The sequence below is a fragment of the Mycobacterium sp. IDUB_3 genome, assembly GCF_055419585.1.
This window is the reverse complement of record NZ_JBVAXZ010000001.1, coordinates 2,568,866-2,594,246: the sequence shown is the minus strand read 5'-3', so window position 1 is coordinate 2,594,246 and position 25,381 is coordinate 2,568,866. Positions and strand designations below refer to the sequence as shown.

Annotated in this window: 26 protein-coding genes and 1 pseudogene; 18 read left to right on the top strand and 9 right to left on the bottom strand. The window is 66.9% G+C overall.

Annotated features, from left to right (window positions below; genetic code table 11):
- Window positions 1-8: 8 nt before the first annotated feature.
- Genes ACZYVJ_RS11735 through ACZYVJ_RS11720 form a run of 4 tightly spaced genes read right to left on the bottom strand, consistent with a single transcriptional unit; the run spans window position 9 to window position 4,125 of the window.
- Window positions 9-239 carry a hypothetical protein gene (locus tag ACZYVJ_RS11735; protein WP_463831145.1) on the bottom strand — a complete coding sequence of 77 codons (231 nt, stop codon included), beginning with the start codon at window positions 237-239 and terminating at the stop codon, window positions 9-11.
- 60 nt (window positions 240-299) lie between these two features.
- On the bottom strand, window positions 300-1,811 hold the full coding sequence (gene fadD17, locus ACZYVJ_RS11730) for a long-chain-fatty-acid--CoA ligase FadD17 (protein WP_463831144.1): 1,512 nt from the start codon (window positions 1,809-1,811) through the stop codon (window positions 300-302).
- A gap of 5 nt (window positions 1,812-1,816) precedes the next feature.
- Window positions 1,817-2,914 (bottom strand): acyl-CoA dehydrogenase family protein, encoded by a 1,098-nt coding sequence (locus ACZYVJ_RS11725; protein WP_463831143.1) that lies wholly within the window; start codon window positions 2,912-2,914, stop codon window positions 1,817-1,819.
- A gap of 29 nt (window positions 2,915-2,943) precedes the next feature.
- Window positions 2,944-4,125, bottom strand: coding sequence for an acyl-CoA dehydrogenase (locus ACZYVJ_RS11720; RefSeq protein ID WP_463831142.1), 1,182 nt, complete (start codon window positions 4,123-4,125; stop codon window positions 2,944-2,946).
- Window positions 4,126-4,337: 212 nt separating this feature from the next.
- On the opposite strand from ACZYVJ_RS11720, the gene ACZYVJ_RS11715 reads away from it, so the two are divergent.
- The 12 genes from ACZYVJ_RS11715 (at window position 4,338) to ACZYVJ_RS11660 (ending at window position 16,208) form a co-directional block, all read left to right on the top strand.
- Window positions 4,338-4,529 (top strand): ferredoxin, encoded by a 192-nt coding sequence (locus tag ACZYVJ_RS11715; RefSeq protein ID WP_463832961.1) that lies wholly within the window; start codon window positions 4,338-4,340, stop codon window positions 4,527-4,529.
- A gap of 44 nt (window positions 4,530-4,573) precedes the next feature.
- Complete coding sequence (locus tag ACZYVJ_RS11710; protein ID WP_463831141.1) at window positions 4,574-5,488, top strand: 3-oxoacyl-ACP reductase; 915 nt, start codon at window positions 4,574-4,576, stop codon at window positions 5,486-5,488.
- A gap of 235 nt (window positions 5,489-5,723) precedes the next feature.
- Window positions 5,724-6,488, top strand: a complete 765-nt coding sequence (locus ACZYVJ_RS11705) for an MlaE family ABC transporter permease (RefSeq protein WP_463831140.1) — start codon at window positions 5,724-5,726, stop codon at window positions 6,486-6,488.
- 19 nt (window positions 6,489-6,507) lie between these two features.
- A complete protein-coding gene (locus ACZYVJ_RS11700; protein WP_064951958.1) occupies window positions 6,508-7,350 on the top strand; it encodes an MlaE family ABC transporter permease in 843 nt (280 codons plus the stop codon).
- 20 nt (window positions 7,351-7,370) lie between these two features.
- Window positions 7,371-8,573 (top strand): virulence factor Mce family protein, encoded by a 1,203-nt coding sequence (locus ACZYVJ_RS11695; protein ID WP_463831139.1) that lies wholly within the window; start codon window positions 7,371-7,373, stop codon window positions 8,571-8,573.
- Window positions 8,573-9,625 carry a virulence factor Mce family protein gene (locus ACZYVJ_RS11690; RefSeq protein ID WP_463831138.1) on the top strand — a complete coding sequence of 351 codons (1,053 nt, stop codon included), beginning with the start codon at window positions 8,573-8,575 and terminating at the stop codon, window positions 9,623-9,625. Before ACZYVJ_RS11695 ends, ACZYVJ_RS11690 begins: the two co-directional genes overlap by 1 nt.
- Window positions 9,615-10,679 (top strand): virulence factor Mce family protein, encoded by a 1,065-nt coding sequence (locus tag ACZYVJ_RS11685; RefSeq protein WP_463831137.1) that lies wholly within the window; start codon window positions 9,615-9,617, stop codon window positions 10,677-10,679. The genes ACZYVJ_RS11690 and ACZYVJ_RS11685 overlap by 11 nt, the downstream gene beginning before the upstream one ends.
- Window positions 10,676-12,118: a virulence factor Mce family protein gene (locus ACZYVJ_RS11680; RefSeq protein WP_463831136.1), complete on the top strand. Its 1,443-nt coding sequence runs from the start codon at window positions 10,676-10,678 to the stop codon at window positions 12,116-12,118. The genes ACZYVJ_RS11685 and ACZYVJ_RS11680 overlap by 4 nt, the downstream gene beginning before the upstream one ends.
- Window positions 12,115-13,269 carry a virulence factor Mce family protein gene (locus tag ACZYVJ_RS11675; protein WP_463831135.1) on the top strand — a complete coding sequence of 385 codons (1,155 nt, stop codon included), beginning with the start codon at window positions 12,115-12,117 and terminating at the stop codon, window positions 13,267-13,269. Before ACZYVJ_RS11680 ends, ACZYVJ_RS11675 begins: the two co-directional genes overlap by 4 nt.
- A 13-nt stretch (window positions 13,270-13,282) precedes the next feature.
- Window positions 13,283-15,010 carry a virulence factor Mce family protein gene (locus tag ACZYVJ_RS11670; RefSeq protein ID WP_463831134.1) on the top strand — a complete coding sequence of 576 codons (1,728 nt, stop codon included), beginning with the start codon at window positions 13,283-13,285 and terminating at the stop codon, window positions 15,008-15,010.
- Window positions 15,010-15,717, top strand: a complete 708-nt coding sequence (locus ACZYVJ_RS11665; protein WP_463831133.1) for a mammalian cell entry protein — start codon at window positions 15,010-15,012, stop codon at window positions 15,715-15,717. The genes ACZYVJ_RS11670 and ACZYVJ_RS11665 overlap by 1 nt, the downstream gene beginning before the upstream one ends.
- Window positions 15,717-16,208 carry a mammalian cell entry protein gene (locus ACZYVJ_RS11660; protein WP_463831132.1) on the top strand — a complete coding sequence of 164 codons (492 nt, stop codon included), beginning with the start codon at window positions 15,717-15,719 and terminating at the stop codon, window positions 16,206-16,208. The genes ACZYVJ_RS11665 and ACZYVJ_RS11660 overlap by 1 nt, the downstream gene beginning before the upstream one ends.
- Before the next feature lie 15 nt (window positions 16,209-16,223).
- Here the strand turns inward: ACZYVJ_RS11660 and ACZYVJ_RS11655 are convergent, their stop codons facing one another.
- The 3 genes from ACZYVJ_RS11655 to ACZYVJ_RS11645 all read right to left on the bottom strand — a co-directional run bounded on the left by ACZYVJ_RS11655 (window position 16,224) and on the right by ACZYVJ_RS11645 (window position 18,534).
- Complete coding sequence (locus tag ACZYVJ_RS11655; RefSeq protein WP_463831131.1) at window positions 16,224-16,802, bottom strand: hypothetical protein; 579 nt, start codon at window positions 16,800-16,802, stop codon at window positions 16,224-16,226.
- A gap of 94 nt (window positions 16,803-16,896) precedes the next feature.
- A complete protein-coding gene (locus ACZYVJ_RS11650) occupies window positions 16,897-18,369 on the bottom strand; it encodes an alpha,alpha-trehalose-phosphate synthase (UDP-forming) (RefSeq protein WP_463831130.1) in 1,473 nt (490 codons plus the stop codon).
- Complete coding sequence (locus ACZYVJ_RS11645) at window positions 18,370-18,534, bottom strand: hypothetical protein (RefSeq protein WP_007772513.1); 165 nt, start codon at window positions 18,532-18,534, stop codon at window positions 18,370-18,372.
- 80 nt (window positions 18,535-18,614) lie between these two features.
- Between ACZYVJ_RS11645 and ACZYVJ_RS11640 the strand changes: the two genes are divergently transcribed.
- The 5 genes from ACZYVJ_RS11640 (at window position 18,615) to ACZYVJ_RS11620 (ending at window position 22,949) form a co-directional block, all read left to right on the top strand.
- The gene (locus tag ACZYVJ_RS11640) at window positions 18,615-19,379 is read left to right on the top strand and encodes an ABC transporter ATP-binding protein (protein ID WP_463832960.1); all 765 of its coding nucleotides are present in this window, start codon (window positions 18,615-18,617) and stop codon (window positions 19,377-19,379) included.
- On the top strand, window positions 19,379-20,167 hold the full coding sequence (locus tag ACZYVJ_RS11635) for an ABC transporter permease (protein ID WP_463831129.1): 789 nt from the start codon (window positions 19,379-19,381) through the stop codon (window positions 20,165-20,167). Before ACZYVJ_RS11640 ends, ACZYVJ_RS11635 begins: the two co-directional genes overlap by 1 nt.
- A 108-nt stretch (window positions 20,168-20,275) precedes the next feature.
- The gene (locus tag ACZYVJ_RS11630; protein WP_463831128.1) at window positions 20,276-21,211 is read left to right on the top strand and encodes an enoyl-CoA hydratase; all 936 of its coding nucleotides are present in this window, start codon (window positions 20,276-20,278) and stop codon (window positions 21,209-21,211) included.
- 101 nt (window positions 21,212-21,312) lie between these two features.
- Window positions 21,313-22,143: an SDR family oxidoreductase gene (locus tag ACZYVJ_RS11625; protein WP_007772518.1), complete on the top strand. Its 831-nt coding sequence runs from the start codon at window positions 21,313-21,315 to the stop codon at window positions 22,141-22,143.
- 14 nt (window positions 22,144-22,157) lie between these two features.
- Window positions 22,158-22,949, top strand: a complete 792-nt coding sequence (locus tag ACZYVJ_RS11620; RefSeq protein ID WP_463831127.1) for an SDR family NAD(P)-dependent oxidoreductase — start codon at window positions 22,158-22,160, stop codon at window positions 22,947-22,949.
- A gap of 7 nt (window positions 22,950-22,956) precedes the next feature.
- Here the strand turns inward: ACZYVJ_RS11620 and ACZYVJ_RS11615 are convergent, their stop codons facing one another.
- Together ACZYVJ_RS11615 and ACZYVJ_RS11610 are read right to left on the bottom strand one after the other, a co-directional pair.
- Window positions 22,957-24,537, bottom strand: a complete 1,581-nt coding sequence (locus tag ACZYVJ_RS11615; protein ID WP_463831126.1) for an LCP family protein — start codon at window positions 24,535-24,537, stop codon at window positions 22,957-22,959.
- 346 nt (window positions 24,538-24,883) lie between these two features.
- Window positions 24,884-25,126 carry a hypothetical protein gene (locus ACZYVJ_RS11610; RefSeq protein WP_463831125.1) on the bottom strand — a complete coding sequence of 81 codons (243 nt, stop codon included), beginning with the start codon at window positions 25,124-25,126 and terminating at the stop codon, window positions 24,884-24,886.
- A 61-nt stretch (window positions 25,127-25,187) separates the two neighbouring features.
- On the opposite strand from ACZYVJ_RS11610, the pseudogene ACZYVJ_RS11605 reads away from it, so the two are divergent.
- A pseudogene (locus ACZYVJ_RS11605) lies at window positions 25,188-25,352 on the top strand (C4-dicarboxylate ABC transporter); the annotation flags it as partial.
- Window positions 25,353-25,381 lie beyond the last annotated feature (29 nt).

The following is a 25,381-nucleotide window of genomic DNA, read 5'->3' as shown; positions in this document are numbered from 1 at the left end:
CAAGGTCGTCAGCCCGCCGGCGGCGGGAGCGGCGGCAGCGGCGGCCCTTGCTCGGGCGGGGGAGGAGCTTCCCACGGCTCGGGATCCGGGGTGGGCGGTGACCACACCAGCGGCGGCGGGGGCGGCAGCGGAGGCGGCGGGGGCGGCTCCGCCGCGGCAAAACCGCCACCCAGCCCTAGCGCGGCGGCACCCAGCGACCCGACCAGGATCGAGCCGGCGATCACTTCGCGGATTTTCATCAAGCGCTGAGTTTACTGCCAGGACCCCGCTTCAGGCGGCAATGCCGGGCCCTCGGGCGCCTAACGGGGGATCGTCCACACCGGGTCGCCGCAGTCGACGCCCTGGGCGGCCAGCTGTCGCTTCAGCACTTTGAACGTCACCGTCCGCGGGAGTTCGGTGCTGATCCGCACGTACGACGGCCACTGTTTGGGTCCCAGGTCCGGCTGCTCGGCCAGGAACGCGCGGAATTTCCCGTCGTCGAATTCGGCCCCCGGCGCCAGTACCACGGCGGCCATCACCTGGTCGCCGACTATCGCGTCCGGCACCGGGTAGACCGCGACCTCGGTGACGTCGGGATGGCGCAGCAACACCCGCTCGATCGGGGCGGCACCGAGGTTCTCGCCGTCGACCCGCATCCAATCGCCCAGCCGCCCAGCGAAGTACGCATAGCCGGCGTCGTCGCGGTAGGCGAGATCGCCACTGTGGTACACCCCGCCGGCCATCCGCTCAGCCTCGGCGGCCTCGTCGTTGTAGTAACCCTCGAAACGCCCCGGCCCCGCGGTGTTGACCAGTTCGCCGACCACGCCGGGCGGGCATGACGCGCCGGTATCGGGGTCGATGATGTCGATGCCGTCGGGAAGTGGGCCAAGTGAACCTGCCGGCGTATCGGGCGTGCGTGCGATGGCCACGCCGCCTTCGGTCGAACCGAACCCGTCCTGCACGACGCAGCCGAATCTGCGCCCGAAGCGCTCGAGGTCATCGGGTACGCCCTCGTTGCCGTAGACCGCGCGCAGCGGGTTGTCCGCGTCGTCGGGCCGCTCGGGCGTGGCGAGCACGTACGACAGCGGCTTGCCCACGTAATTCGCGTAGGTGGCGCCATAGCGGCGCACGTCGACGATGAAGTTCGAGGCGGAGAACTTGCGCCGCAACGCCATCGAGCCCTCGCAGGCCGCCGCCACCGCCCAGCCGACCAGCACCGCGTTGGAGTGAAACAGGGGCATCGATACGTAGCAGACATCGTCGCGGCCGAGGTCGAAGCGTTGTGACATCGTCACCCCGGCGATCGCGACCTTGCCGTGGCTGCACTTGACCGCCTTGGGTTCGCCGCTGGTGCCCGACGTGAAGATCAACATGAACAGGTCCGCCGGCGAGGCGTTCTGAAAGGAGATCGGTGCGTCGCGATGCGCGGCGATCTCGTCGGCCCACTCGGGCGAGTCGGCGTTGACGTGCTCGATGTCGCCCAGCGTCTCGGCCGACTTCGAGTCGGCCAGCACCAGTTGGCAGTCGGCCCTTGCGATGTCGCGTTGCAGCGCCTCGCCGCGGCGCACCGGGTTGAGCCCCACCGGCACGATCCCCGACATTCCCGCCGCCGTAAGCATCGCCGAGAAGAACGGTGTGTTCTCCAGCAGCACGCCGACGTGCGGCGGCCGGCGGGGGTCGAGCCGCGCCCGCAACGCAGCGGCGATGGCGGCACCATGCTGCAGGTGATCGCGCCAGCTGGTGAACGAGTCCTCGAAGTAGATGCCCCGATCGTCGATCTCGGTCAGCGGCGCCAGCAGCTTGGTGACCGTCAGGTCATCGGTGAGATCCATTGCGCCTAAGCGGGTGTCTCGGCCAGCTCCCGGCCGATCCGGCGCAGCTGTCCGGTAGCACCGCCCAGAGCGAACTCGGTCTCCTTGGCGGCCAGGAAGTAGCGGTGCGCCGGGTGATCGGTGTCGACGCCGACGCCGCCGTGCACGTGCACGATGGTGTGCGCCACCCGGTGGCCGGCGTCCGCCGCCCAGAACGCCGCACTGGCGACGTCGATTTCGGCCGGAATGTCCTCCGAGACCCGCCAGGCCGCCTGGGTGAGGGTGAGCCGCAGCCCCTTGACGTCGATGTAGCCGTCGGCCAGTCGCTGCGACACCGCCTGGAAGCTGCCGATCGGGCGGTCGAACTGTTCACGCTCCCGCGCGTATTCGGCCGTCATCTGCAGTCCCCGCTCGAGCACCCCGAGCTGGAAAGCGCTGCGGCCCAAGGTGCCCAGCGTGCCGAGCCACGTCACGACCTCGGCGCCACCGACCTTGCGGCTTTCGTCCACCTCGGTCCCCTCCAGGGCGAGGTGCCCGACGCTGCCCAGGCCGGTGGTCTCCAGTGCGGTCACCGTGACGCCGGGGTCGTCGGCGGCGACCAGGAAAACCGCGGTGCCGGACTCCGTTTCGGCGGGCACCAGGAACGCGTCGGCCACCGGGCCGAAGCCGACCTGGGTGCGGGTTCCGGTCAGCCGGTACCCGCCGCCGGCGCCGGCGGCCTGCACGGGGCCGTCGCCCATCTCGCCGTCGAGGGCGACCGCGAGCGTCTTCTCGCCGTTGACCGCGGGCACGCCCCAGCTTTGTTGCAACTCTTCGGAGCCGAACCGGGCCAGCGCACCGGCGCCCAGCACCACCGACTCCAGGTAGGGGACCGCGGCCAGCTGGTGTCCCAGCGCAACCAGGATCGCGATCTGCTCGAGCGCGCCGAAGCCGTCGCCGCCCAGCGACGAAGCCGAGGCGCTGGACAGGATGCCGGCGTCGATCAGCTTGCGCCACAGGTCGCGGTCGAACCGCTGATCGAGCCCGTCGAGCTCACGCTGGTGTTCGGGGGTGCATACCGAGTCCACGATGGTGTCGACCAGGTTGCCGAGGTCGTTCGCCGCTTCGGTGGTGGTGAAATCCATGAACGTCCGTCCTTCTATTACGTAGCGGCTCAGCGGTTCCGGGGCAGACCGAGGGCGACCATGCCGATGATGTCGCGCTGCACTTCGTTGGTGCCGCCGCCGAACGTCAGGATCAGGCAGGCCCGGTGCATCCGTTCGACCCGGCCACGCAGCAACGCGCCCGGCGAATTCTGGCGCACCGTCGCGGCGGTACCCAGCACCTCCATCAGCAGCCGGTAGGCCTCGGTGGCCAGCTCGGTGCCGTACACCTTGGCCGCCGACGCGTCGGCGGGCGACAGCGCCTCGTTCGCCGCCGAGGCGAGTTCCCAGTTGATCAGCTTGAGCACTTCGGCCTTGGCGTGCACGCGGGCCAGGTTGATCTGCACCCATTCCGAGTCGATCAGCCGGGCGCCGCCGGCGTCCTTGGTGTTCTGCGCCCATTCACGAACCTCGCGCAGGGCCAGGAAGATCGGTTGCGGCGAGACCAGCGCGACCCGCTCGTGGTTGAGCTGGTTGGTCACCAGTTTCCAGCCGCCGTTCTCCTCGCCGACCAGGTTGGTCACCGGGACGCGCACATCGGAGTAGTAAGTGGCGCTGGTGTCCACGCCGGCCATGGTGTGCACCGGTGTCCAGGAGAATCCCTCGGCGGTCGTCGGCACGGTCAGCATCGAAATGCCGCGGTGCTTCTTGGCCTCGGGGTTGGTGCGCACCGCCAGCCACACCCAGTCCGCATAGGCGATCAGGCTGGTCCACATCTTCTGGCCGTTGATGACGTAGTCGTCACCGTCGCGCACCGCCGTGGTGCGCAGGTTCGCCAGGTCGGTGCCGGCGCCGGGCTCGGAGTAGCCGATGGAGAAGTGCAGTTCACCGGCCGCGATCTTGGGCAGGAAGAACTTCTTCTGTTCCTCGGTGCCGAACGCCATGATGGTCGGCGCCACGCTGTTGATGGTCAGGAACGGCACCGGCACGCCGGCGATGGCGGCCTCGTCGGTGAAGATCAGCGAGTCCATCGGGGAGCGGTCCTGGCCGCCGTACTCCTTGGGCCAATTCAGGGTGAGCCACCCGTCCTTGCCCATCTGCGCGACGGTGTCGCGGTACGCGGTGCCGGTGCCGACCTCGCCGCCGCCCGACGAGGTCAGCGCCTCCCGGCGCTCGGAGGTCATCAGCTGGGTGAAGTACGACCGCAGCTCGCGACGCAGCTCCTCTTGTTCCGGGGTGTAACTGATACGCATTTCGGCCGTCCTTGAAGTTAACGACGTTCGGAGTAACAAGCCTCGTCATAGGCTGCAGCTCGACCAACGGCTACCCGTTCGCCTCCCCGGTTGTAACACGTTCTAGTCTGGGAATCCAGCGACCGTTTCGCCAGAGGTGTCAGGGCCCTATGGTGGACCTACATACTGATGAGGCGAGTCCTTCGGTGAAGGCCAGGCTCAAGGAGGGTGCTGTGCGGGTGATCGTGGACCGTGACCGGTGCGAAGGTAACGCGGTGTGCTTGGGAATTGCGCCAGATATCTTCGACCTGGACGACGAGGATTACGCCGTGGTGAAGCTCGACCCGATTCCCGGCGATCAGGAGCAACTGGCCGAGCAGGCGATCGCCGAATGCCCGCGCGCGGCGCTTCAGCGCGCCGACTAATCCCAGCCCCGAGCGCGTAACCCGAAACTAGAGGTATTCATAAATTGACTAGCAGCACGAACGCGACCGATCTCTCCGGCAAGGTCGCGGTGGTGACCGGTGCGGCCGCGGGCCTGGGGCGCGCCGAGGCGCTCGGCCTGGCGCGCCAGGGCGCGACCGTCGTCGTCAACGACATCGCCGCGGCGTTGGACGCCTCCGACGTCATCGACGAAATCAACTCCGCCGGTTCGAAGGCCGTCGCGGTGGCCGGCGACATCAGCGAACGCGCGACCGCCGACGAACTGGTTGCTCAGGCCGACTCGCTGGGGGGCCTCGACATCGTGGTCAACAACGCCGGGATCACTCGCGACCGGATGCTGTTCAACATGTCCGACGAGGAGTGGGACCTCGTCATCGCGGTGCACCTGCGTGGGCACTTCCTGCTGACCCGCAACGCGGCGACCTACTGGCGCTCCAAGGCCAAGGACGCCGGTGGCCAGGTCTTCGGGCGCATCGTCAACACGGCGTCGGAGGCCGGCCTGGTCGGCCCGGTCGGTCAGGCGAACTACGGCGCCGCCAAGGCGGGCATCATCTCGCTGACCCTCACGGCCGCACGGGCGCTGGGCCGCTACGGGGTGTGCGCCAACGCCATCTGCCCCCGCGCGCGCACCGCGATGACCGCCGACGTGTTCGGCGACGCACCCGAGGTGGAAGCGGGCGGCGTCGACCCGTTGTCGCCCGAGCATGTGGTCAGTCTGGTGAAGTTCCTGTCGTCCCCGGCCGCCGCCGAGGTGAATGGTCAGGTGTTCATCGTCTACGGTCCACAGGTGACATTGGTCGCCGCGCCGACCGTGGAGCGGAAATTCAGCGCCGACGGCGTCGCTTGGGATCCCGCGCAGCTGAGTTCGACACTGCAGGATTACTTTGCTGGCCGTGATCCTGAGCACAATTTCTCGGCTGCCGCGCTGATGGAGCAATAGCCACAAAAGGCTGGTTGATTTGGGGGGATCACCAGGTAGAACGTGTGTCAGTTTGACACATGACAAGTGCGTCTGACCTGGCGAATTAACGGTTCGGATAAGAAGCGCTGTTCATTGACACGGTGAACTTGTTCTGAGTTAATATGATCCGGCTCACACCGAGCCACGTGCGACCGTAGACGACGCAAAGGCCAGACATAGACTTCGCCGAGACCAAACCGAGGGGGGAACCGCGTTGAGGGAACAGCTCGCGGTCCCCGCCCGCGCCGTCGGCGGATTTTTCGAAATGATGTTGGATACCGGCCGGGCAACTTTTCGCCGGCCGTTCCAATTGGGCGAATTTTTGGAACAGACGTGGATGATCGCGCGCGTATCGCTGGTCCCCACGCTGCTGGTGTCCATCCCCTTCACCGTGCTGGTGGCCTTCACCCTCAACATTCTGCTGCGTGAGATCGGGGCCGCCGACCTGTCCGGCGCCGGAACGGCATTCGGCACTATCACCCAGCTGGGGCCCGTGGTGACGGTGCTCGTCGTGGCCGGTGCCGGTGCCACCGCGATCTGCGCCGACCTCGGCGCCCGCACCATCCGCGAAGAGATCGACGCGATGCGGGTGCTCGGCATCGACCCGATCCAGCGGCTGGTCGTGCCCCGCGTGCTGGCCTCCACGGTGGTAGCCCTGCTGCTCAACGGATTGGTGTGCGCCATCGGTCTTTCCGGTGGCTACGTGTTCTCCGTCTTCCTGCAGGGCGTCAACCCCGGCGCGTTCATCAACGGGTTGACCGTGCTGACCGGCCTGCGCGAGCTGGTGCTGGCCGAGGTCAAGGCACTGCTGTTCGGCGTGATGGCCGGTATGGTGGGCTGCTACCGGGGCCTGACGGTCAAGGGTGGGCCCAAAGGCGTCGGGAACGCGGTCAACGAAACCGTGGTCTACGCCTTCATCTGTCTGTTCGTGATCAACGTGGTGATGACCGCGGTCGGCGTGCGGATCTCGGCGAAGTGATGGGACGGGTGCGCACGCCATGAGTTACGACGCCACACTGCGGTTCCGCCGCATCTTCACCCGGCTGCAAGAGCCGGTCGACGACTTCGGCGAGCAGGCGTTGTTCTACGGGCAGACCATGCGGTATGTCCCCAATGCGCTCACCCGCTACCGCAAGGAGACCATCCGGCTGATCGCCGAGATGACGATGGGCGCGGGAGCGCTCGTCATGATCGGCGGCACGGTCGGTGTTGCGGCCTTCCTGACCCTGGCCTCCGGCGGTGTCATTGCCGTGCAGGGGTATTCGTCGCTGGGCAACATCGGCATCGAGGCGCTGACGGGATTCCTGTCGGCATTCCTGAACGTCCGGGTCGTCGCGCCGGTGATCGCGGGTATCGCGCTGGCGGCCACCATCGGCGCGGGCGCCACCGCCCAATTGGGTGCCATGCGGGTGTCCGAGGAGATCGACGCCGTCGAATGCATGGCGGTGCACTCGGTGTCCTATTTGGTGTCGACCCGCTTGATCGCCGGCCTCATCGCGATCATCCCGCTGTACTCGCTGTCGGTGCTGGCCGCGTTCTTCGCCGCCCGCTTCACCACGGTGTACATCAACGGGCAGTCAAAGGGCCTCTACGACCACTACTTCAACACGTTCCTTATTCCATCGGACCTGTTGTGGTCGTTCCTACAGGCCATCGTGATGTCTATAGCGGTGATGCTTGTCCATACCTATTACGGCTACAACGCCCACGGTGGTCCGGTCGGCGTCGGGATCGCGGTCGGCCAGGCCGTGCGGACTTCGTTGATCGTCGTCGTCGTCATCACATTGTTCATCTCGCTCGCTGTGTATGGGGCGTCCGGTAACTTCAACCTCTCCGGATAAGAGGACCGCTCAAAAGGGACATGGCAGAAACAGACACGCGACGCAAAACCGTCCGGCTGGCAGCAGCAGTGCTGGCCAGCCTGATGGTGGCTTTCGCTGTGCTGACTTACCTTTCGTACACAGCAGCCTTCGCGTCGATCGACACCGTCACGGTGTCGGCGCCCCGGGCCGGGCTGGTGATGGAGAAGGGCGCCAAGGTCAAGTACCGGGGTATCCAGATCGGCAAGGTCGAAACCATCGACTATTCCGGTGATCAGGCGCGGCTGACGCTGGGCATCAACAGCGACGACATGCACTTCATCCCGTCCAACGCGACGGTGCACATCGCGGGCAACACGATCTTCGGTGCCAAGTCCGTGGAATTCATTCCGCCGCAGGCGCCCTCGCCGACCTCTCTGCGTCCGGACGCGCATGTGGCGGCCTCTTCGGTGCAGCTGGAAGTCAACACTTTGTTCCAGTCGTTGATGGACTTGCTGCACAAGATCGACCCCGTCGAACTCAACGGCACGCTGAGCGCGTTCGCGGAAGGCCTTCGCGGTCACGGCGACGACCTGGGCGGCATCCTGACCGGCCTGAATACGCTGACGCGCCAGGCGAACCCGAAGCTGCCCGCGCTGCAGGAGGACTTCCGCAAGGCCGCGGTGGTGGCCAACGTCTACGCCGACGCCGCGCCCGACCTGACCACCGTGATCGACAACCTGCCGACGATCAACAAGACGGTGGTGGACCAGCAGAAGAACCTGGACAGCACGCTGTTGGCCACGATCGGCCTGTCGAACAACGCGTATGACACGTTGGCGCCGGCCGAAGAGGACTTCATCGCCACCATCAACCGGCTGCGGGCCCCACTCAAGGTGGCCGCCGATTATTCGCCGGAACTCGGCTGCCTGTTCGCCGGCGTGGAGCGCGGTATCAAGGAATTCGCCCCGCTGCTCGGTGTGCGCAAGGCGGGCCTGTTCACGTCGTCGAGCTTCGTGCTGGGTGCGCCGTCGTACACCTACCCGGAATCGCTGCCGATCGTGAACGCCTCCGGCGGCCCTAATTGCCGTGGGTTGCCTGACATTCCGACCAAGCAGACCGGCGGATCGTTCTTCCGGTCCCCGTTCCTGGTGACCGACAACGCGAACATCCCGTACGAGCCGTTCACCGAGCTGCAGTTCGACGCGCCCTCCACGTTGCAGTTCTTGTTCCACGGGGCCTTCGCGGAACGGGACGACTTCTGATGGCCGATTCGGGGATGCCGTCGCACCGCGAAATGATCACCAAGGTCAGCATCTTCGCGGTGGCCATGCTACTGGTGTCCGCGGGGCTGGTGGTGGTCTTCGGTGATTTCCGCTTCGGCCCCGAAAGCACTTACCACGCAACGTTTACCGACGTGTCACGGCTGAAGTCCGGCCAGAAGGTGCGCATCGCCGGGGTGCCGGTCGGCGCGGTGTCGGGCATCAAACTCAACCCCGACAACACCATCGACGTGAAGTTCGGGGTCGACAAGCGTTACACGCTGTATTCGTCCACGCGCGCGGTGATCCGTTACGAAAATCTGGTCGGCGACCGATTCCTGGAGATCACGTCGGGCCCCGGGGAACTGCGGAAGCTACCGGCCGGCGCGACGATCAACAGCCAACACACCCAGCCCGCACTGGATCTCGACGCGCTGCTGGGCGGACTGCGACCGGTGCTCAAAGGCCTTGACGCGGACAAGGTCAACACCATCAGCAGCGCGGTCATCCAATTGCTGCAGGGCCAGGGCGGCGCTTTGTCCGATGTGCTGGCCGACACCAGTGCGTTCTCCTCGGCGCTGGGGCAGCGCGACCAGCTCATCGGCGACGTGATCAACAACCTCAACGCGGTGCTGACGACCGTGGACCAACGCAGCGCACAATTCTCGACCAGCGTGGATCAGCTGCAACAACTGATCACGGGGCTGGCCCAGCACAAGGACGACATCGCCGGCGCCATTCCACCGCTGGCATCGACGACGACGGATCTGACTGAGCTGCTGAAGAATTCGCGCCGCCCGCTGCAGGGCATCCTGGAGAACACCCGCCCGTTGGCCACCGAGTTGGACGACCGCAAGGCCGAGGTGAACAACGATGTCGAGCAGCTGGGCGAGGACTATCTGCGGTTGTCCGCCCTCGGCGCCTACGGGTCGTTCTTCAACATCTACTTCTGCTCCGTGACGATCAAGATCAACGGCCCGGCCGGCAGCGACATCCTGCTGCCGCTCGGTGGCCAGGTGGATCCCAGCAAGGGGAGGTGCGCTTTTGCCAAGTAACTCAAGGCATGAGCGCGATCCACTGCGCACCGGCATCTTCGGCGTGGTGCTGGTGGTGTGTGTCGTGCTCATTGCGTTCGGCTACTCCGGATTACCGTTCTGGCCCCAGGGCAAGATCTACGACGCCTACTTCACCGACGCCGGCGGCATCAATCCCGGCAACGCCGTTTATGTTTCGGGCTTCAAGGTCGGCAAGGTGACCTCGGTGGGTCTGGCCGGCGACAGCGCCAAGATCAGCTTCAGCGTCGACCGCCACGTCGCGGTCGGCGACCAGTCACTGGCCGCGATCCGCACCGACACCATCCTCGGTGAGCGCTCCATCTCGGTGACCCCGGCCGGCGGCGGCAAGTCGACCACCATCCCGCTCAGCCGCACGACGACGCCGTATACGCTCGCCGGCGCGCTCGAGGATCTGGGCCAGAACGCCAACAACCTGGACAAGCCGCAGTTCGAGAAGGCGCTGAATGTCCTGACCGACACGCTGCACGACGCCAACCCGCAGTTGCGCGGTGCACTGGACGGCGTGACGTCCCTGTCGCGCACGCTGGACCGCCGCGATGAGGCGCTGCAAAGCCTGCTGGCACACGCGAAGTCGGTCACCGGCGTGTTGTCGCAGCGGGCCGACCAGGTCAACAAACTGGTCGATGACGGGAACGAGTTGTTCGCCGCCCTCGACGAACGGCGCAGCGCCCTGAGTCAGCTGATCTCGGGGATCCAGGACCTTTCCACACAGATATCGGGCTTCGTCGCCGATAACCGCAAGGAATTCGGTCCGGCCCTGAACAAGCTCAACGACGTGCTGTCCAACCTCAACGAGCGCCGCGACTACATCACCGAGGCCCTCAAGCGGCTGCCCACCTACGCCACCGAGCTGGGCGAGGTCGTCGGTTCGGGTCCCGGATTCAACGTCAACGTCTACGGCGTGATCCCGGCGCCGTTGCTTGCCACCATGTTCGACTTCTTCTATCAGCCCGGCAAGATGCCTGCCAGCCTCGCCGACTACCTGCGTGGCCTGATTCAGGAACGCTGGGTCATCAGGCCGAAGTCGCCATGACGCAGCGGATCCTCCGCAGCAGGGGGCTGCGCTACGCCACCATCATCGCTCTCGTCGCGGTGCTGGTGGGTGGCGTGTATGTGCTTTCGTCGCAAGCGAACAACCGCAAGATCGTCGGCTACTTCGCCTCCGCGGTCGGCCTGTACCCCGGTGACCAGGTGCGCATCTTGGGTGTCCCGGTCGGCACCATCGACACGATCGACCCGCGGCCCTCCGACGTGAAGATCACCATGTCGGTGAGCAAGGACGTGAAGATCCCGAAGGACGCCAAGGCGATCATCATGTCGCCAAACCTGGTGGCGGCCAGGTTCATTCAGCTGACACCGGCGTACACCAGCGGCCCGGTTATGGCCGACGGCGCCAGCATCGGCCCAGGCCGCACCGCGGTCCCGGTGGAATGGGACGAAGTCAAGGAGTCGCTGACCCAGCTGGCCGTGCAGCTCGGACCCACGGCCGGATCGATGCAGGGCCCCTTGGGTGCCGCGATCAACCAGGCCGCCGACACCTTCGACGGCAAGGGCCAGTCCTTTCACAACGCGTTGCGCGAGCTGTCGCAAGCCGCGGGGCGGCTGGGGGATTCGCGCGGCGACATCTTCGGCACGGTGAAGAACCTGCAGGTACTGGTCAACGCGCTCTCGTCCAGCAACGAGCAGATCGTGCAGTTCGCCGGCAATGTCGCCTCGGTGTCGCAGGTGCTCGCTGACAGCTCGCGCCACCTCGACACCACGCTGGGCACCCTCAACAAGGCGCTGTCGGACATCCGGGGTTTCCTGCACGAGAACAACTCGACGATCGTCGATACGGTCAACAACCTCAACGACTTCGCGAAGACGCTCAGCGACCAGAGCGACAACATCGAGCAGGTGCTGCACGTCGCGGGCCCGGGTATCGCCAACTTCTACAACATCTATGACCCCGCACAGGGCACGCTCAACGGTCTGTTGTCGATACCGGAATTCGCCAACCCGGTGCAGTTCATCTGCGGTGGATCCTTCGAAACCGCCGCCGGTCCCCGGGCGCCCGACTACTTCAAGCGCGCCGAACTCTGTCGCGAGCGGCTGGGACCGGTGTTGCGCCGGCTCACCGCGAACTACCCGCCGCTGATGTTCCACCCGCTGAACACGATTACGGCGTACAAGGGCCAGATCATCTACGACACCCCGGAGACGCAGGCCAAGTCGGCGACCCCGGTGCCGCAACTGACCTGGGTCCCGGCCAAGGGTGCCCAGACGCCACCCGCCGCCCAGAACCCGGCGGATCTGCAGGCCCTGCTGGTCCCGACGGCCCCGCAGGCCGCTCCGGGGCCGGGCCAACCGGCGCCGGCGGGTGCCGCTCCCGCGCCCGGCCCCGCTGCCGGAAGCGCGTTCGGTCCGCTGCCGGGTCCGGCTCCGGGCCAGACACCCGGCGGGCCGGCAGCCGACTTGGGCGGTGGGGGATGAGCCAAATGTGGTTGCGCGCCAGCGGATTGGCGACCGGCAGCATGCTGCTGGCCGGCTGCCAATTCAGTGGGCTGAACTCGCTGGCGATGCCGGGCACCGCCGGTCACGGCAGCGGCGCCTACTCGATCACCGTCGAACTGCCCGACGTGGCGACCCTGCCGCAGAACTCTCCGGTCATGGTCGACGACGTCACGGTCGGCAGTGTCGCGGGCATCGCGGCCGAACAGCGGGCCGACGGATCGTTCTATGCGGCAGTGAAATTGGCCCTCGACAAGAATGTCGTGCTGCCCGCCAACGCGACCGCGACGGTCGCCCAGACCTCGCTGCTCGGTTCGATGCACATCGACCTGGCCCGCCCGAAGGACAAACCGGGCGTCGGCAAGCTGAAGGACGGGTCGAAGATCGCGGAGGCCAACACCGGCCGCTATCCCACCACCGAAGAGGTGCTCTCGGCGCTCGGCGTGGTGGTGAATAAGGGCAACGTCGGTGCCCTGGAAGAGATCACCGACGAGACCTACCGGGCGGTCGCCGGGCGTCAGGACCAATTCGTCGACTTGATTCCCAGGCTCGCTGAGCTGACCTCGGGACTGAACCGTCAGGTCAACGACATCATCGATGCCGTCGACGGACTGAACCGATTCTCGGCGACCCTGGCGCACGACAAGGACAACCTGGGTCGGGCGCTGGACACGCTGCCCGAGGCGATTCGCGTGCTCAACAAGAACCGCGACCACATCGTCGAGGCCTTCAGCGCGCTGCACAAACTGGCGAATGTCACCTCGAATATCCTGGCAAAAACCAAGGTGGACTTCGCCGCCGATATGAAGGACCTGTATTCGGTCGTCAAGGCGCTGAACGACAACCGGAGGAACTTCGTCACTTCGCTGCAGCTGTTGCTGACGTTCCCGTTCCCCAACTTCGGTATCAAGCAGGCCGTGCGTGGCGACTACCTCAACGTGTTCACCACCTTCGACCTCACCCTGCGCCGCCTCGGTGAAACGTTCTTCACCACTGCGTATTTCGACCCGAACATGGCCCATATGAACGAGATCCTCAACCCGCCCGACTTCTTGACCGGTGAGATGGCCAACCTGTCCGGACAGGCGGCCGATCCGTTCAAGATCCCGCCCGGCACGGCTTCAGGACAGTAGGGGACGGGCGCAGATGCACGACAGACTGACCAAGATCCAGCTGGCGATCTTCGCCGTGATCACGGCCATCACCCTGACCGTGATGGCGATCTTCTATCTGCGACTGCCCGCGACGTTCGGTATCGGAACCTACGGCGTGAGCGCCGATTTCGTTGCCGGCGGCGGCCTGTACAAGAACGCCAACGTCACCTACCGCGGCGTCGCCGTCGGCCGCGTCGAGTCGGTGGGCCTGAGCCCCAATGGCGTCATCGCCGACATGCGGCTGAACAGCGGCACCACCATCCCGTCGAACGTCACCGCCACCGTCAAGAGTGTGTCGGCGGTCGGCGAGCAGTACATCGACCTGGTGCCCCCGAGCTCGCCGGCATCGACCAAGTTGAGCAACGGATCTCGCATCGGGCGGCAGAACACCCGGATCGGCCAGGACGTCGCCGAGCTGTTGAAGCGCTCGGAAACCTTGGTCAACAGCCTCGGCGACACCCGGCTGCGCGAGCTGCTGCACGAGACGTTCATCGCGGCCAACGGTTCCGGCCCGGAGATGGCCCGGCTCTACGAGTCCGCCCGGCTGCTGGTGGACGAGGCCAACACCAACTATCCGCAAGTCTCGCAACTGATCGATCAGGCGGGCCCGTTCCTGCAGGCCCAGATTCGCGCCGGCGGCGACATCAAGTCGCTGTCCGACGGGCTGGCGCGGTTCACCTCCGAGGTGCGTCAGGCGGACCCGCAGCTTCGCGACACGCTGGCGACCGCCCCGGGCGCCACCGACGAGGCCAGCACCGCGTTCTCCGGCATCCGCCCCTCGTTCCCCGCCCTGGCCGCCAGCCTGGCCAATCTCGGCCGGGTCGGCGTGATCTACCACAAGTCGATCGAGCAGCTGCTGGTCGTCCTGCCGGCGCTGTTCGCCGCCATCACCACCGCCGCGGGCGGCGGCCCGCAGGATGAAGGCGCCAAGCTGGACTTCAAGCTCGACCTCAACGACCCGCCGCCATGCGCCGTCGGTTTCCTGCCGCCGCCGGTGATGCGCACCCCGGCCGACGAGACGGTGCGCGAGCTGCCGAAGGACATGTACTGCAAGACGGCGCAAAACGATCCCAGTACGGTGCGCGGCGCGCGCAACTACCCGTGCCAGGAGTTCCCCGGAAAACGTGCCCCGACGATCCAGCTTTGTCGTGACCCGCAGGGCTACGTGCCGGTCGGCCGCAACCCGTGGCGCGGCCCGCCGGTGCCGTATGACACCCCGGTGACCAACGGCTTGAACGTGTTGCCGCCCAACAAGTTCCCGTATATCCCGCCGGGCGCCGAGCCGGATCCGGGTACACCCATCGTCGGGCCGCCGCCTCCGGGCGTGGTGCCCGGGCCGGGGCCGCTGCCGAACAAGCAGCCGGCCTTCGACCCGCCGCCGCCCAACGACAACGGGCCGCCACCGCCGTTCACGTCGTGGCAGCCACCCGGGATACCCCCGGTGCCGCCGCAGCTTCCGTATCCGAAATGGCTGCCCCCGCCCCCTGCGCCGGAGGGCATCAGCCCGCCGCCGGCGGGCCCGGGACCGGAGAAGCCGTGGGGTCCGCCGCCCGGAGGGCAGCCGCAGGCCAGCGGGCCGCCGGCATATGCGACCTACGACCAGAAGACCGGCGCGTTTGTCGATCCGGCCGGTGGGACTGGTATCTTCGCGGCCGGCGCCACCGGTACCTCCGGCGCCGAGAACTGGGTGGACCTCATGCTTGATCCAAGGCCGATGTAATGAACCCTGCCGTGGCAGACGAACCAAAGACCACGCCGCGGGTGCGTCGGCGCGCTTCGCGTGCGGCGGGCCCGGCCAAGGGTGACCCGGCCCGGGACGTCACGGTCAAGACCGATGTGCCGGCCGCGCCCAAGCAGTCGGCGAAACCCGGCAAGGCCTTCAAGCCCATCAAGCCGCCGCCACGACGGCAGCCGCACCGGGCCCTGGTCGCGTGGATCTCCTTCGCGGCGGCACTGCTGGCGGTCGGGGCGCTGGCCGGTTGTGTGGCGGCGCTGCTCATCCAGCAGCGCCACGCGACCGCGGCGCAGGCGCGAGATCAGCGTTTCGTCGACACCGCGACGCAGACGGTGGTCAACATGTTCAGCTACAAGCAGGACAACATCGACGAGAGCGTGAACCGGTTCGTCAACGGAACCAGCGGCCCGCTGCGCGGCATGCTCGGCGCCAACAACAACGTCGAGAACCTCAAGGGCCTGTTCCGCTCCACCAATGCGACGTCGGAGGCCGTTATCAACGGCGCCGCGCTGGAAGGCGTTGACGCCGTTACCGATAACGCCTCGGTGCTGGTCTCGGTGCGCGTCACCGTCGCCGACATCGACGGGGTCAACAAACCGTCCATGCCGTATCGTTTGCGCGTCATCGTGCACGAAGACGAGGGCGGGAAGATGACCGGCTACGACCTGAAATATCCAGACGGGGGTAATTGATGCGATGGCGGCGTTGGCTGCTGGTCGTCGCGGGTTACCTCGTTACCGTGGCGTTCATCGCGTTGTCCGCGGTGGCCGGCTGGATGTACTGGGACCGGGTGCAGACCCGCGGCGAGCAGGCGGCGCGTGCGGTGTTGCCCGCCAAGGCGGCTAAGGAAATCCCCGAGGTCTTCGCGTACGACTACCAAACGGTCGAGCGGAGCCTGTCTGCGGCGTATCCGTTGTTGACCCCCGAGTATCGCGCCGAGTTCCAGAAGAGCGCGAACAACCAGATCATCCCCGAGGCCAAGAAGCGTGAAGTGGTCGTGCAGGCCAATGTCGTTGGCGTGGGGGTGATGTCGGCCAAGCGGGAATCGGCGTCGGTGATGGTCTTCATGAACCGCACCGTGACGGACAAGTCACGCCAGCCGCTGTATGACGGCAGCCGGTTGCGGGTCGACTTCAAGAAGGTCGGCAAGCAGTGGCTGATCGCCTACATCACGCCGATCTAAGCTCGCCCGTCGACGTCAGTAGCACATCGCAATGCCGTTGCAGTACAACGGGTAACGGTTGATCGGGCTGGGTGGCGGACCGATCATCGCCAGCGAGAACGGTTCCTTCTTCATTCCCGGCTGCATCCCGCACACGGCGCCGTGCAGCGTGGTGTGGGTGCCGCTCATCGTCTCGTCGCTGAACGCGAAGGTTTCGGAGGAGGGCGCGGTCCCGCCGCCCGGGCACGCCACACCGTCGGCCTTGTCGACCTTGAAGGTCCACAGCATGCTGGACATCCGGGCCCGGCCGCTGAAGTTCTGCTGCTTGTCCGCGGCGCTGATCTGCTCGGGCGTCGAACTCACGATGTTCAGCGCGCAATTCATCGCGAACACGATCGGGTCGTTGTAGTCGTTCATGTTCCGGGTGCCCGAGGGCTGATCACAGAGCGCCGAGATGGTCCAGGTCACCCCGGACACGCCCGCCTCGTTGAAGTTATAGGTGCCGTCGGCCGGTGGTCCGAGCGCCTTGGCCGGTTCACCGGATTGCAGCGCTATTCCCACCGCGACGGCCGTGAAGATGCCGGCACCCGCGGCCATGCCGTGACGGAGCTTCATCTGACACTCCTCCCTCGCGTGCGACGCTGCACCTGAGTATCACAGCGTTCGGGCCTCCACACCATGGGGTCTCGCCCACGCGAGCTGATCGGCGTCACCGGGCCGGGGATTCGGCAAGGGCATCGAGGAACGACCTCGCCCAGCGGTCGACGTCGTGCGCGAGGACCTGGCGGCGCAGTGACCGCATCCGGCGCCGTCCGTCCTCGGCGGATTGGTTCAGCGCGGCCTCGATCGTGTCCTTGACGCCCTCGAGATCGTGCGGGTTGACCAGATACGCCTGCCGGAGTTCGGCGGCGGCGCCGGTGAATTCGGACAGGACCAGCGCGCCGCCGAGATCGCTGCGGCAGGCGACGTACTCCTTGGCGACCAGGTTCATCCCGTCGCGCAGCGGGGTGACCAGCATGACGTCGGCGGCGACGAAGAACGCGATGAGTTCCTCGCGGGGGACCGGCCGGTGCAGGTAGTGCACCACAGCATGCCCGACTTCGGCGTACTCGCCGTTGATGTGGCCGACCTGGCGCTCAATGTCGTTGCGTAGCTGCTGATAACTGTCCACCCGTTCGCGGCTGGGTGTCGCGAGCTGGACCAGCACCGTGTCGTCGCGCTTGACCCGGCCCTCTGCGAGCAGCTCCGAAAAGGCTTTCAGCCGAACGTCGATGCCCTTGGTGTAGTCGAGCCGGTCGACGCCGAGCAGTACCTTGCGGGGGTTGCCCAGCTCGGCCCGGATCTCGCGGGCACGGCGCTTGATGTCGCGGTGCCGGGCCGCCTGGTCCAGCGAGCTGGAGTCGATGGAGATGGGAAAGGCGCCCACCCGAACCACCCGGGAGTCGAGTTCGACCTCGCCGTATCGCGACCGCACCCCCACCGCCCCGCGCGAGGTGTTGGCGCCGATCAGCCGCCGCGCAAGGAACAGGAAGTTCTGTGCTCCGCCGGTCAGATGGAAGCCGACCAGGTCGGCGCCGAGCAGGCCCTCGACGATCTCGGTCCGCCACGGCAGCTGCATGAACAGCTCGACCGGCGGGAAAGGGATGTGCAGGAAGAAGCCGATGGTCAGGTCGGGGCGCAGCTCGCGCAGCATCGCGGGGACCAGCTGCAGCTGGTAGTCCTGTACCCAGACCGTCGCGCCTTTGGCGGCGGCGCGGGAGGTGGCTTCGGCGAAGCGGCGGTTGACGGCGACGTAGCGATCCCACCATTCGCGGTGGTAGATCGGTTTGACGATGACGTCGTGATACAGCGGCCACAGCGTGGCGTTCGAGAAACCCTCGTAGTACTCGGCGACGTCGTCGGCGCTCAGCTTGACCGGCCGGAGCTCCAATTCGTCCTGAACGATGGGCTCGTCCTCGTGGTCGGTGTCCTCGTCGACGACCCCAGGCCAGCCGACCCACGCCCCGCGCTGGCGACGCAGCAGCGGCTCGAGGGCCGTGACGAGTCCGCCGGGGCTGCGCTTCCAGGTGGTGGTGCCGTCGGGAAGGCGCTCCTCATCGACCGGCAACCGATTGGCGACAACGACGAAGTCGGAATTGCCGAATCCGGCCGCCTTCGAGCCTCGCCCTCCCCCGGGAGACATTTACGCGTCGAGTTTCGCCGGCCCGATACCCAGCATGGACAGAAACACCCGGCACTCGTCAGCGTCGTTGGCGTACGCCGCGACGACCCGCCTGGCCTGACTCGCAGTGTCGTCAGCCACCGGCTCGACATCGCCGATTTCGCCAGGATCAGATTTTGTAGGCATGACTTAACTGTAGGCGACGCCTACCACCGGACGCAGACCGTCTCACCAGCTAACGGGCTCTAACCGCATTTATGGCTGGTTTGCAGGGGTTCGCCGCGCCGCTCGCGAAGACACGATCGACGGCCGCTGCGCTGATGCAGGATAGGCAGGTGATCGATCAGGGCGCCGATAACGACGTGGTGTTCGAGTTCGTCGACGTCGTGGTGGAACGGCAGGGAGTGCGGGCTCTGGAGGGGCTGACCGCCGCCATTCCGGGTCACGGAGTGACGGCGGTGTTCGGGCCGTCGGGCTCGGGCAAATCGACCCTGCTTCGGCTGTGCAACCGGCTGGAGCTGCCGACGAGCGGACGGGTCTGTTTCTACGGGTCGGACATCGCCGGGCTCGACCCGCTGTGGCTGCGGCGCCGGGTGGGAATCTGCTCTCAGCGCCCGACGCCGTTCCCGGGCACGGTCGCCGACAACCTGCGAGCCGCCGATCCCGACGCGTCCGACGCGCGGATGCACGAAATGCTGGCCCGCGTCGGGCTGACCGGATCGTGGTTGGACCGCGACGTGGCCGCCGTCTCGGGTGGCGAGGCGCAACGCGTCTGCCTGGCCCGCACGCTGATGGCACAGCCCCAGGTGCTGTTGCTGGACGAACCCACCTCCGCCGTCGACACCGAGGCGACCGAAGTCATCGAGCGCGCGGTGCGCGAACTGGCCGCCGACGGCATTCCCGCCCTGTGGGTCACCCATGACTCGGCGCAAGTGGAAAGGGCGGCCGACCGGGTACTGCGCCTGGAGTGCGGCCGCAGCCTGGGTCTGCGCCCGGTCGCCGCCAAGCCCGGTGACGGCCCGGTGGCGTGATGAACGGTCAAGTTGGCTGGGTGGGCCTGGCGACGTCGCTGATCCTGGTGGCGTTCGCGGCCGGGATCTCGTTGTGGCGGCGGCTGGGTTTGGAGCGGCAGCTGCTGTGGGCCGCGGCCCGCGCGCTGGTGCAGCTGCTGCTCGTGGGCGGTGCGCTGACGCTGCTCTTCGAGCCGGGCCGGTCGCTGTGGTGGTCGTGGGCGTGGGTCGCCGGAATGGTGGCCTATGCCGGGGATGTCGCCCGGCGCAGGGCGCCGGAGGTGCCGCGGTTAGCGCCGCTGGCCGTGGCCGCGTTCACCGGTGCGGCGGTGGTGACGCTGGGGGTGATCTTCGGCCTGCGGGTGTTCCCGCTGCAGGGCCGCACGCTGGTGCCGGTCGCCGGGATGATGATCGGCAACTCGATGACGGCCATGGTGCTGGTGGCCCGGCGGTTGGTCGACGAGCTGCGCGACAAACGCGACGAGGTCGAGGCCCGCCTCGCGCTGGGGCAACCGTCGAGACATGCCGCGGCGCCCTACCTGCGAATCGCCTTGCGCTCGGCGATATCTCCACAGATCGAGACGACCAAGGCCACCGGCCTGGTCTTCCTGCCGGGCGCGATGACCGGCCTCATCCTCGCCGGGGTGCCGCCCCTGCAGGCCGTGCTGGTCCAGGCCGTGGTGATGTTCTTGATCCTGGGTTCGGTCGCGGCCACCACCGTGGTCGTCGCGATGGGCATCGTCCGGCTGGTGTTCACCCGCGACCATCGGCTGCTGCCGCTGGGCCCGCGGCCCGAGACCGCCGGGTGAGAACCATGGTCGGCGGGCCCGGCAGCCGATCACCCCAGCGCGGGGCCGGTTACACACTGGCCGTAATCTGTAAACAAGGCCAATTCAACGACGAACGAGGTGGGCGGAATGACAGTCTCCGAGCAAGCCGACGCCGGGGCGGCCGACGCCAAGGCCCCGGAACTGGTGGCCTACGAAACCCTCGACGAGGGCCGCATCGCCCGGATTTGGCTGAACCGGCCCGATGCCCACAACGCGCAGAGTCGTGGCCTGCTGGTCCAGCTCGACGAGGCGTTCGGCCGCGCCGAGGCCGATGACACGGTTCGCGTGGTGATCCTGGCGGCCCGCGGCAGGAACTTCTCCGCCGGCCACGATCTGGGTTCCGAGCAGGCACTGGCCGAGCGCGCACCGGGGCCGGGGCAGCATCCGAGCTTCCGGTCGCGCGGGGCCACGCTCGAGCCGATCATGGAGAAGCTGTATCACCAGGAGTGGCACTACTTCTTCGAAAACACTTGCCGCTGGCGCGATCTGCGCAAGATCACCATCGCCCAGGTGCAGGGCAATGCGATCTCGGCCGGCTTGATGCTGATCTGGGCGTGCGACCTGATCGTCGCGGCCGACAACGCGAAGTTCAGTGACGTCGTCGCGGTCCGGCTGGGCATGCCGGGCGTCGAATACTACGCCCACCCTTGGGAATTCGGACCACGCAAGGCCAAAGAGCTGCTGTTGACCGGTGATTCGATCGACGCGGACGAGGCGCACCGGCTGGGCATGGTGTCGAAGGTCTTTCCGGTCGACGAATTAGCGGAAAAGACACTCGAATTCGCGCGACGCATCGCCGAGCGGCCCACGATGGCGTCGCTGCTAATCAAGGATTCGGTCAATGCCGCCTCCGACGCGATGGGTTACACCGAGGCGCTGCGGCATGCGTTCCACGTGCACCTGCTTGGGCATGCCCACTGGGCGGCGTTCAACGAGAACCGGTGGCCGGTTGGCCAGCCTCCGCACGTCGAGGATTGGCGCGACGCGAAGCCGACGAAGGTGGCGCGCCGCGACACGCCGTAGCACCGCCTGCAGAGCGCCTAACGAGACCGGGGGTAGCGATATTCACCCCGACGGGACATGCTTCTATAGCTAGAACTTGTTCCAGTTTGAAAGGGCCTCGCGTGCAGCTTTCGTTCGAAGACCGGACCTATCTGATCACCGGCGGCGGCAGCGGGATCGGCAAGGGTGTGGCCGCCGGGCTGGTCGCGGCCGGCGCCTCCGTCATGATCGTCGGCCGTAACGCCGATCGGCTCGCGGCGGCCGTCAAGGAGATCGAGGCCCTGCCCGGCGACGGCTCCATTCGTTACGAGCCCGCCGACATCACCAACGAAGAGGAGGCGGCGCGCGCCGTCGACGCCGTTACGGCCTGGCATGGCCGGCTGCACGGCGTGGTGCACTGCGCGGGCGGATCGGAGACCATCGGCCCGATCACCCAGATCGACTCGGAGTTGTGGCGACGGACCATCGACCTCAATGTCAACGGAACCATGTACGTGCTCAAGCACTCCGCGCGCGAGCTGGTGCGCGGTGGCGGCGGATCGTTCGTCGGCATCTCGTCGATCGCGGCCAGCAACACCCACCGCTGGTTCGGCGCCTACGGCGTCGGCAAATCGGCGCTGGACCACTTGATGCAGTTGGCCGCCGACGAACTCGGAGCGTCGTGGGTGCGGGTCAACAGCATTCGCCCGGGCCTGATTCGCACCGAGCTGGTCGCCCCGATCCTCGATTCGCCCGAGCTGAGCGCGGACTACCGGGCCATCACGCCGCTGCCCCGACCTGGCGAGGTCGAAGACATCGCGAATGTGGCGATGTTTCTGCTCAGCGATGCTTCCAGCTACGTGACCGGGCAGATCATCAACGTCGACGGCGGGGTGCTGTTGCGTCGCGGCCCGGATTTCTCGGCGATGCTGGAACCCGCCTTCGGCGCCGACGCGCTGCGTGGAGTGGTCTGACCCGGGAGAATTAGATGAAAAGGCTTGAGGGCAAACGGATCCTGGTCACCGGCGCCGCGTCCGGGATCGGTCAGGCCACCACGTTGCGGCTACTGAGCGAGGGCGCCGGCGTGGTGGCCGCCGACGTCTCGACGGACGGTCTGAACAGTACGCAAGGCCAAGCCGACGAGGCCGGCACCGCCGGCCGGCTCACCACGATGCCGATGGACGTCGGCAACGAGGACTCGGTGATCGACGGCGTGGGCTCCGCGGTCGAAAAGCTTGGCGGCCTGGATTCACTGGTGAACGCCGCGGGCATCCTGCGCGCCTGGCACACCCACGAGACCACCCTCGAGCAGTGGAATCGGATCATCGCCGTCAACCTGACCGGAACCTTCCTGGTGGTTCGGGAAGCGCTGCCGTCCCTGCTGGCAAACCCCAGCAGCGCGATCGTGAACTTCAGCTCCACGTCGGCCTCGTTCGCCCATCCCTATATGGCCGCCTACGCCGCCAGCAAGGGCGGCATTCAGGCTTTCACTCATTCGCTGGCGCTCGAATACGCCAAGGACGGTCTGCGCGCGGCATGCGTCGCCCCGGGCAGCATCAAGTCCGGAATCACCGACGCCACCGGCGGATACATCCCGAAGGACGCCGACTGGTCGCTGTTTCCCCGGCTGATGCCGATCCTGCCGACCACGACGGAATCCAGCGGCGCGGGGATGGCCGGACCCGAAGCGGTCGCCGGTGTGATCGCCATGCTGGTCTCGGATGACGGCGCCTGGATCACGGGCACCGAAATTCGGATGGACGGCGGCACACACGCCTGAAGCGTGGCTAGTTCACGCAGGGCACGCCGCCGCCGTCGATCGGCTTTCCCTGATCGGGCGTCGGATACGTCGTGGTCGTGCCGTTGTAGTAGTAGCTCTTGGCCTTGGTCGACGTCGTGCTGGTGCTGGTGCTGGTGCTGGAGCTGGTGCTCGTCGAGTCGTCCATCTGGGTCTCGTCAGGTGTGGGCATCGAGAAATTGGTGTCCACGGTGAGCCGGATGTGTCCGGCCGCGATGCTGGGGCTGGGCTGCTTGGGCGCGTCCACGCCGACCAAGTTGGCCAGGTTCTGCGCGTCGGTCTGCGCACCGGCCCCGTATTCCACCGTGGTGGTGGTCGGGTCGCCGGTTTCGCGGTCGCGGACCTGGCCCGGGGTGTAGCCCTTCTTTTTCAGGGCACGCGACACCTCGCTGGCCAGACCGCTCATGCTGCCGGAGTTGACCACGTCGACGACCGTGGACGGGTCGGGTTTCACCGCGGTGGTGGCCGGCGCTGTCGTCGAGGTGTCGGAGCCGATCGCCGCCGCCACCTCGGACTTGATCGCCGCCGGGTCGACGATGTTGACGTCCTGGCCGTCGATGTTGTCGTAGCGCACCACCGGCAGCGTGCGGAACTCGACGTTGCCGCCGGCCAGCCCGCCGAGCCGTTGGATCATGTCGTCGTTCCAGCCCGCCGACAGCACCACGTCTTTGCGCGCCACCGCCATCAGGTTCTTGAGCTTGTCGATGTTGGTGAAGGTGCCCGAGGCCTGCAGCTCCTGCATGACCGACGAGATGAACGCCTGTTGCCGGTGGGTGCGATCCAGGTCGCCGTTGTCCAGGCCGTGCCGCTGCCGGACGAACGACAGCGCCTCGGACGCGTCCAGCCGCTGTCGGCCGGCCGGGAAGTCGGCGCCGGAATACGAGTCGTAGACGGGGTGATTCAGGCAGACGTCGACGCCGCCGAGGGTCTGCGCCAGATCGAAGAACCCGGCCAGATTGACCTCGGCGAAGTAGTCGATGGGAACGCCGGTCAGATTTCGCACCGCGCGCAGCGTCGCCGCCCGGCCGGCTTCCCGTCCCTTGGTTTCGAGTTCCTTCTGGGTGCTGTTGCCCTGGTTGGCCAGCTTTTGGGCGACGTATTGCTTGGTCAGCCCGTACGCCTCTTTGATCTTGATGTGGTTGTATCCCGGGACCCCGGTGAAGGGCACCCAGTCGTCGCGGGGGATCGAGAAGGCCACGACCTTGTTGTCGGCGCTGACGTGCACCAAAATCATCGTGTTGGTGTTGTAGCCGCCGTCGTCGGAGTCGCCGGCGTGCAGATGCTTCAGGATCGAGTTGGGCAGGTCGTTGCCGTCCTGGTCCTTACGCGAGTCCAGCCCGATCAGCAGGATGTTCATGTTGTCGCCGCTGGATCGGGGATCGTCGGGCTGCAGGGCGTTCGAGACGGTGATCCCGCCCAGCGCGCCGTGCGCCACGTAGTACCCCGCCCCGGTGAGCCCCACGGCCGCCACCGAGACGAGCGCGCCCAGGGTGCGCGTCACCCCTTTGCGGAATCGGGAGGGTTGACGGACGGCTCGATGACGGCGATGGGCGCCGCCCGAGCGCGCCATCACAAACCTCTGCCCACGCCCAGCACATCACCGGGCACCGCAACGGTGCATCGCGGTGATGTCGCTCCAAGCATGGTCACAAGTATGCGTTAGCTTGCTATGAAGCCTCGAATCGAGAGCACCCGTCACGCGGTCGGCGCGCGCGCGTTCGTTCGGCCGGCCAGGGGCGATTCGCGCTCGTCGTACCCCCTCTACCAGCACGTTCTGCCCGGCCTCGGCCGCGGTGGTCTCCGGGAGGTCTCGCTCCGGCCACAGGGCCGCCCGGATCGAGCCGAACCTGTTATCGAGCGGATACCGTCTGTTGTCCGCTGCCGCGCCGCCCGGGCCAGCAAACCGCCGGCCCCGGCTATCGGGCTTTGACCAGGTCCTCACCCGAGTTGTAAAAGAGCGTGATGTTGGTGTCGGTGGCGATTTCGGCGAGGTAGACCCCGAGGGGTTCGACCTCGTAGTAGAAGTGCAGGTTGCCGGCGTTGTCCAGCGTCGACGCGCACGGAAGCCCCGGCGCACCGCATCGTTGCTTGATGGGTGCCGCGAGGACGGCAAGCAACACGACGAAGGCAACGCCGACGATCAGCGGGACCCTGTTCACTGCCGACCTCGGCTGCGCCGGATTGACCACGGATGGAAGTGTAAGCGGCAGATCCGGCGGCCTGCCCGCGTTCAGGGTGGCGGCGGCCATCGCGTATGCGGGCCTGCTGTTCACCTGGCTGCTGGTGACGGTCCGCACCGCGCGGGCCAGCCTGCGCGGCAACCTGCTCAAGCTGCCGCCCAGCACCGCGCCGATCAAGGCGCATAAGGACTCCACCCGCCGCTAGGGATCGCCGTCGCGGAAATTCTGGTACCG

Excerpts from the sequence above, each read along its gene's own strand:
- ACZYVJ_RS11655 (WP_463831131.1), bottom strand. The coding sequence starts at position 16,802 with ATGAAGCTCCGTCACGGCATGGCCGCGGGTGCCGGCATCTTCACGGCC.
- ACZYVJ_RS11735 (WP_463831145.1), bottom strand. The coding sequence starts at position 239 with ATGAAAATCCGCGAAGTGATCGCCGGCTCGATCCTGGTCGGGTCGCTG.
- ACZYVJ_RS11620 (WP_463831127.1), top strand. The coding sequence starts at position 22,158 with ATGAAAAGGCTTGAGGGCAAACGGATCCTGGTCACCGGCGCCGCGTCC.
- ACZYVJ_RS11630 (WP_463831128.1), top strand. The coding sequence starts at position 20,276 with ATGACAGTCTCCGAGCAAGCCGACGCCGGGGCGGCCGACGCCAAGGCC.
- ACZYVJ_RS11650 (WP_463831130.1), bottom strand. The coding sequence starts at position 18,369 with ATGTCTCCCGGGGGAGGGCGAGGCTCGAAGGCGGCCGGATTCGGCAAT.
- ACZYVJ_RS11615 (WP_463831126.1), bottom strand. The coding sequence starts at position 24,537 with ATGGCGCGCTCGGGCGGCGCCCATCGCCGTCATCGAGCCGTCCGTCAA.
- ACZYVJ_RS11680 (WP_463831136.1), top strand. The coding sequence starts at position 10,676 with ATGACGCAGCGGATCCTCCGCAGCAGGGGGCTGCGCTACGCCACCATC.
- ACZYVJ_RS11665 (WP_463831133.1), top strand. The coding sequence starts at position 15,010 with ATGAACCCTGCCGTGGCAGACGAACCAAAGACCACGCCGCGGGTGCGT.
- ACZYVJ_RS11660 (WP_463831132.1), top strand. The coding sequence starts at position 15,717 with ATGCGATGGCGGCGTTGGCTGCTGGTCGTCGCGGGTTACCTCGTTACC.
- ACZYVJ_RS11675 (WP_463831135.1), top strand. The coding sequence starts at position 12,115 with ATGAGCCAAATGTGGTTGCGCGCCAGCGGATTGGCGACCGGCAGCATG.
- ACZYVJ_RS11700 (WP_064951958.1), top strand. The coding sequence starts at position 6,508 with ATGAGTTACGACGCCACACTGCGGTTCCGCCGCATCTTCACCCGGCTG.
- ACZYVJ_RS11635 (WP_463831129.1), top strand. The coding sequence starts at position 19,379 with ATGAACGGTCAAGTTGGCTGGGTGGGCCTGGCGACGTCGCTGATCCTG.
- ACZYVJ_RS11670 (WP_463831134.1), top strand. The coding sequence starts at position 13,283 with ATGCACGACAGACTGACCAAGATCCAGCTGGCGATCTTCGCCGTGATC.
- ACZYVJ_RS11695 (WP_463831139.1), top strand. The coding sequence starts at position 7,371 with ATGGCAGAAACAGACACGCGACGCAAAACCGTCCGGCTGGCAGCAGCA.
- ACZYVJ_RS11720 (WP_463831142.1), bottom strand. The coding sequence starts at position 4,125 with ATGCGTATCAGTTACACCCCGGAACAAGAGGAGCTGCGTCGCGAGCTG.
- fadD17 (WP_463831144.1), bottom strand. The coding sequence starts at position 1,811 with ATGGATCTCACCGATGACCTGACGGTCACCAAGCTGCTGGCGCCGCTG.
- ACZYVJ_RS11690 (WP_463831138.1), top strand. The coding sequence starts at position 8,573 with ATGGCCGATTCGGGGATGCCGTCGCACCGCGAAATGATCACCAAGGTC.
- ACZYVJ_RS11725 (WP_463831143.1), bottom strand. The coding sequence starts at position 2,914 with ATGGATTTCACCACCACCGAAGCGGCGAACGACCTCGGCAACCTGGTC.
- ACZYVJ_RS11645 (WP_007772513.1), bottom strand. The coding sequence starts at position 18,534 with ATGCCTACAAAATCTGATCCTGGCGAAATCGGCGATGTCGAGCCGGTG.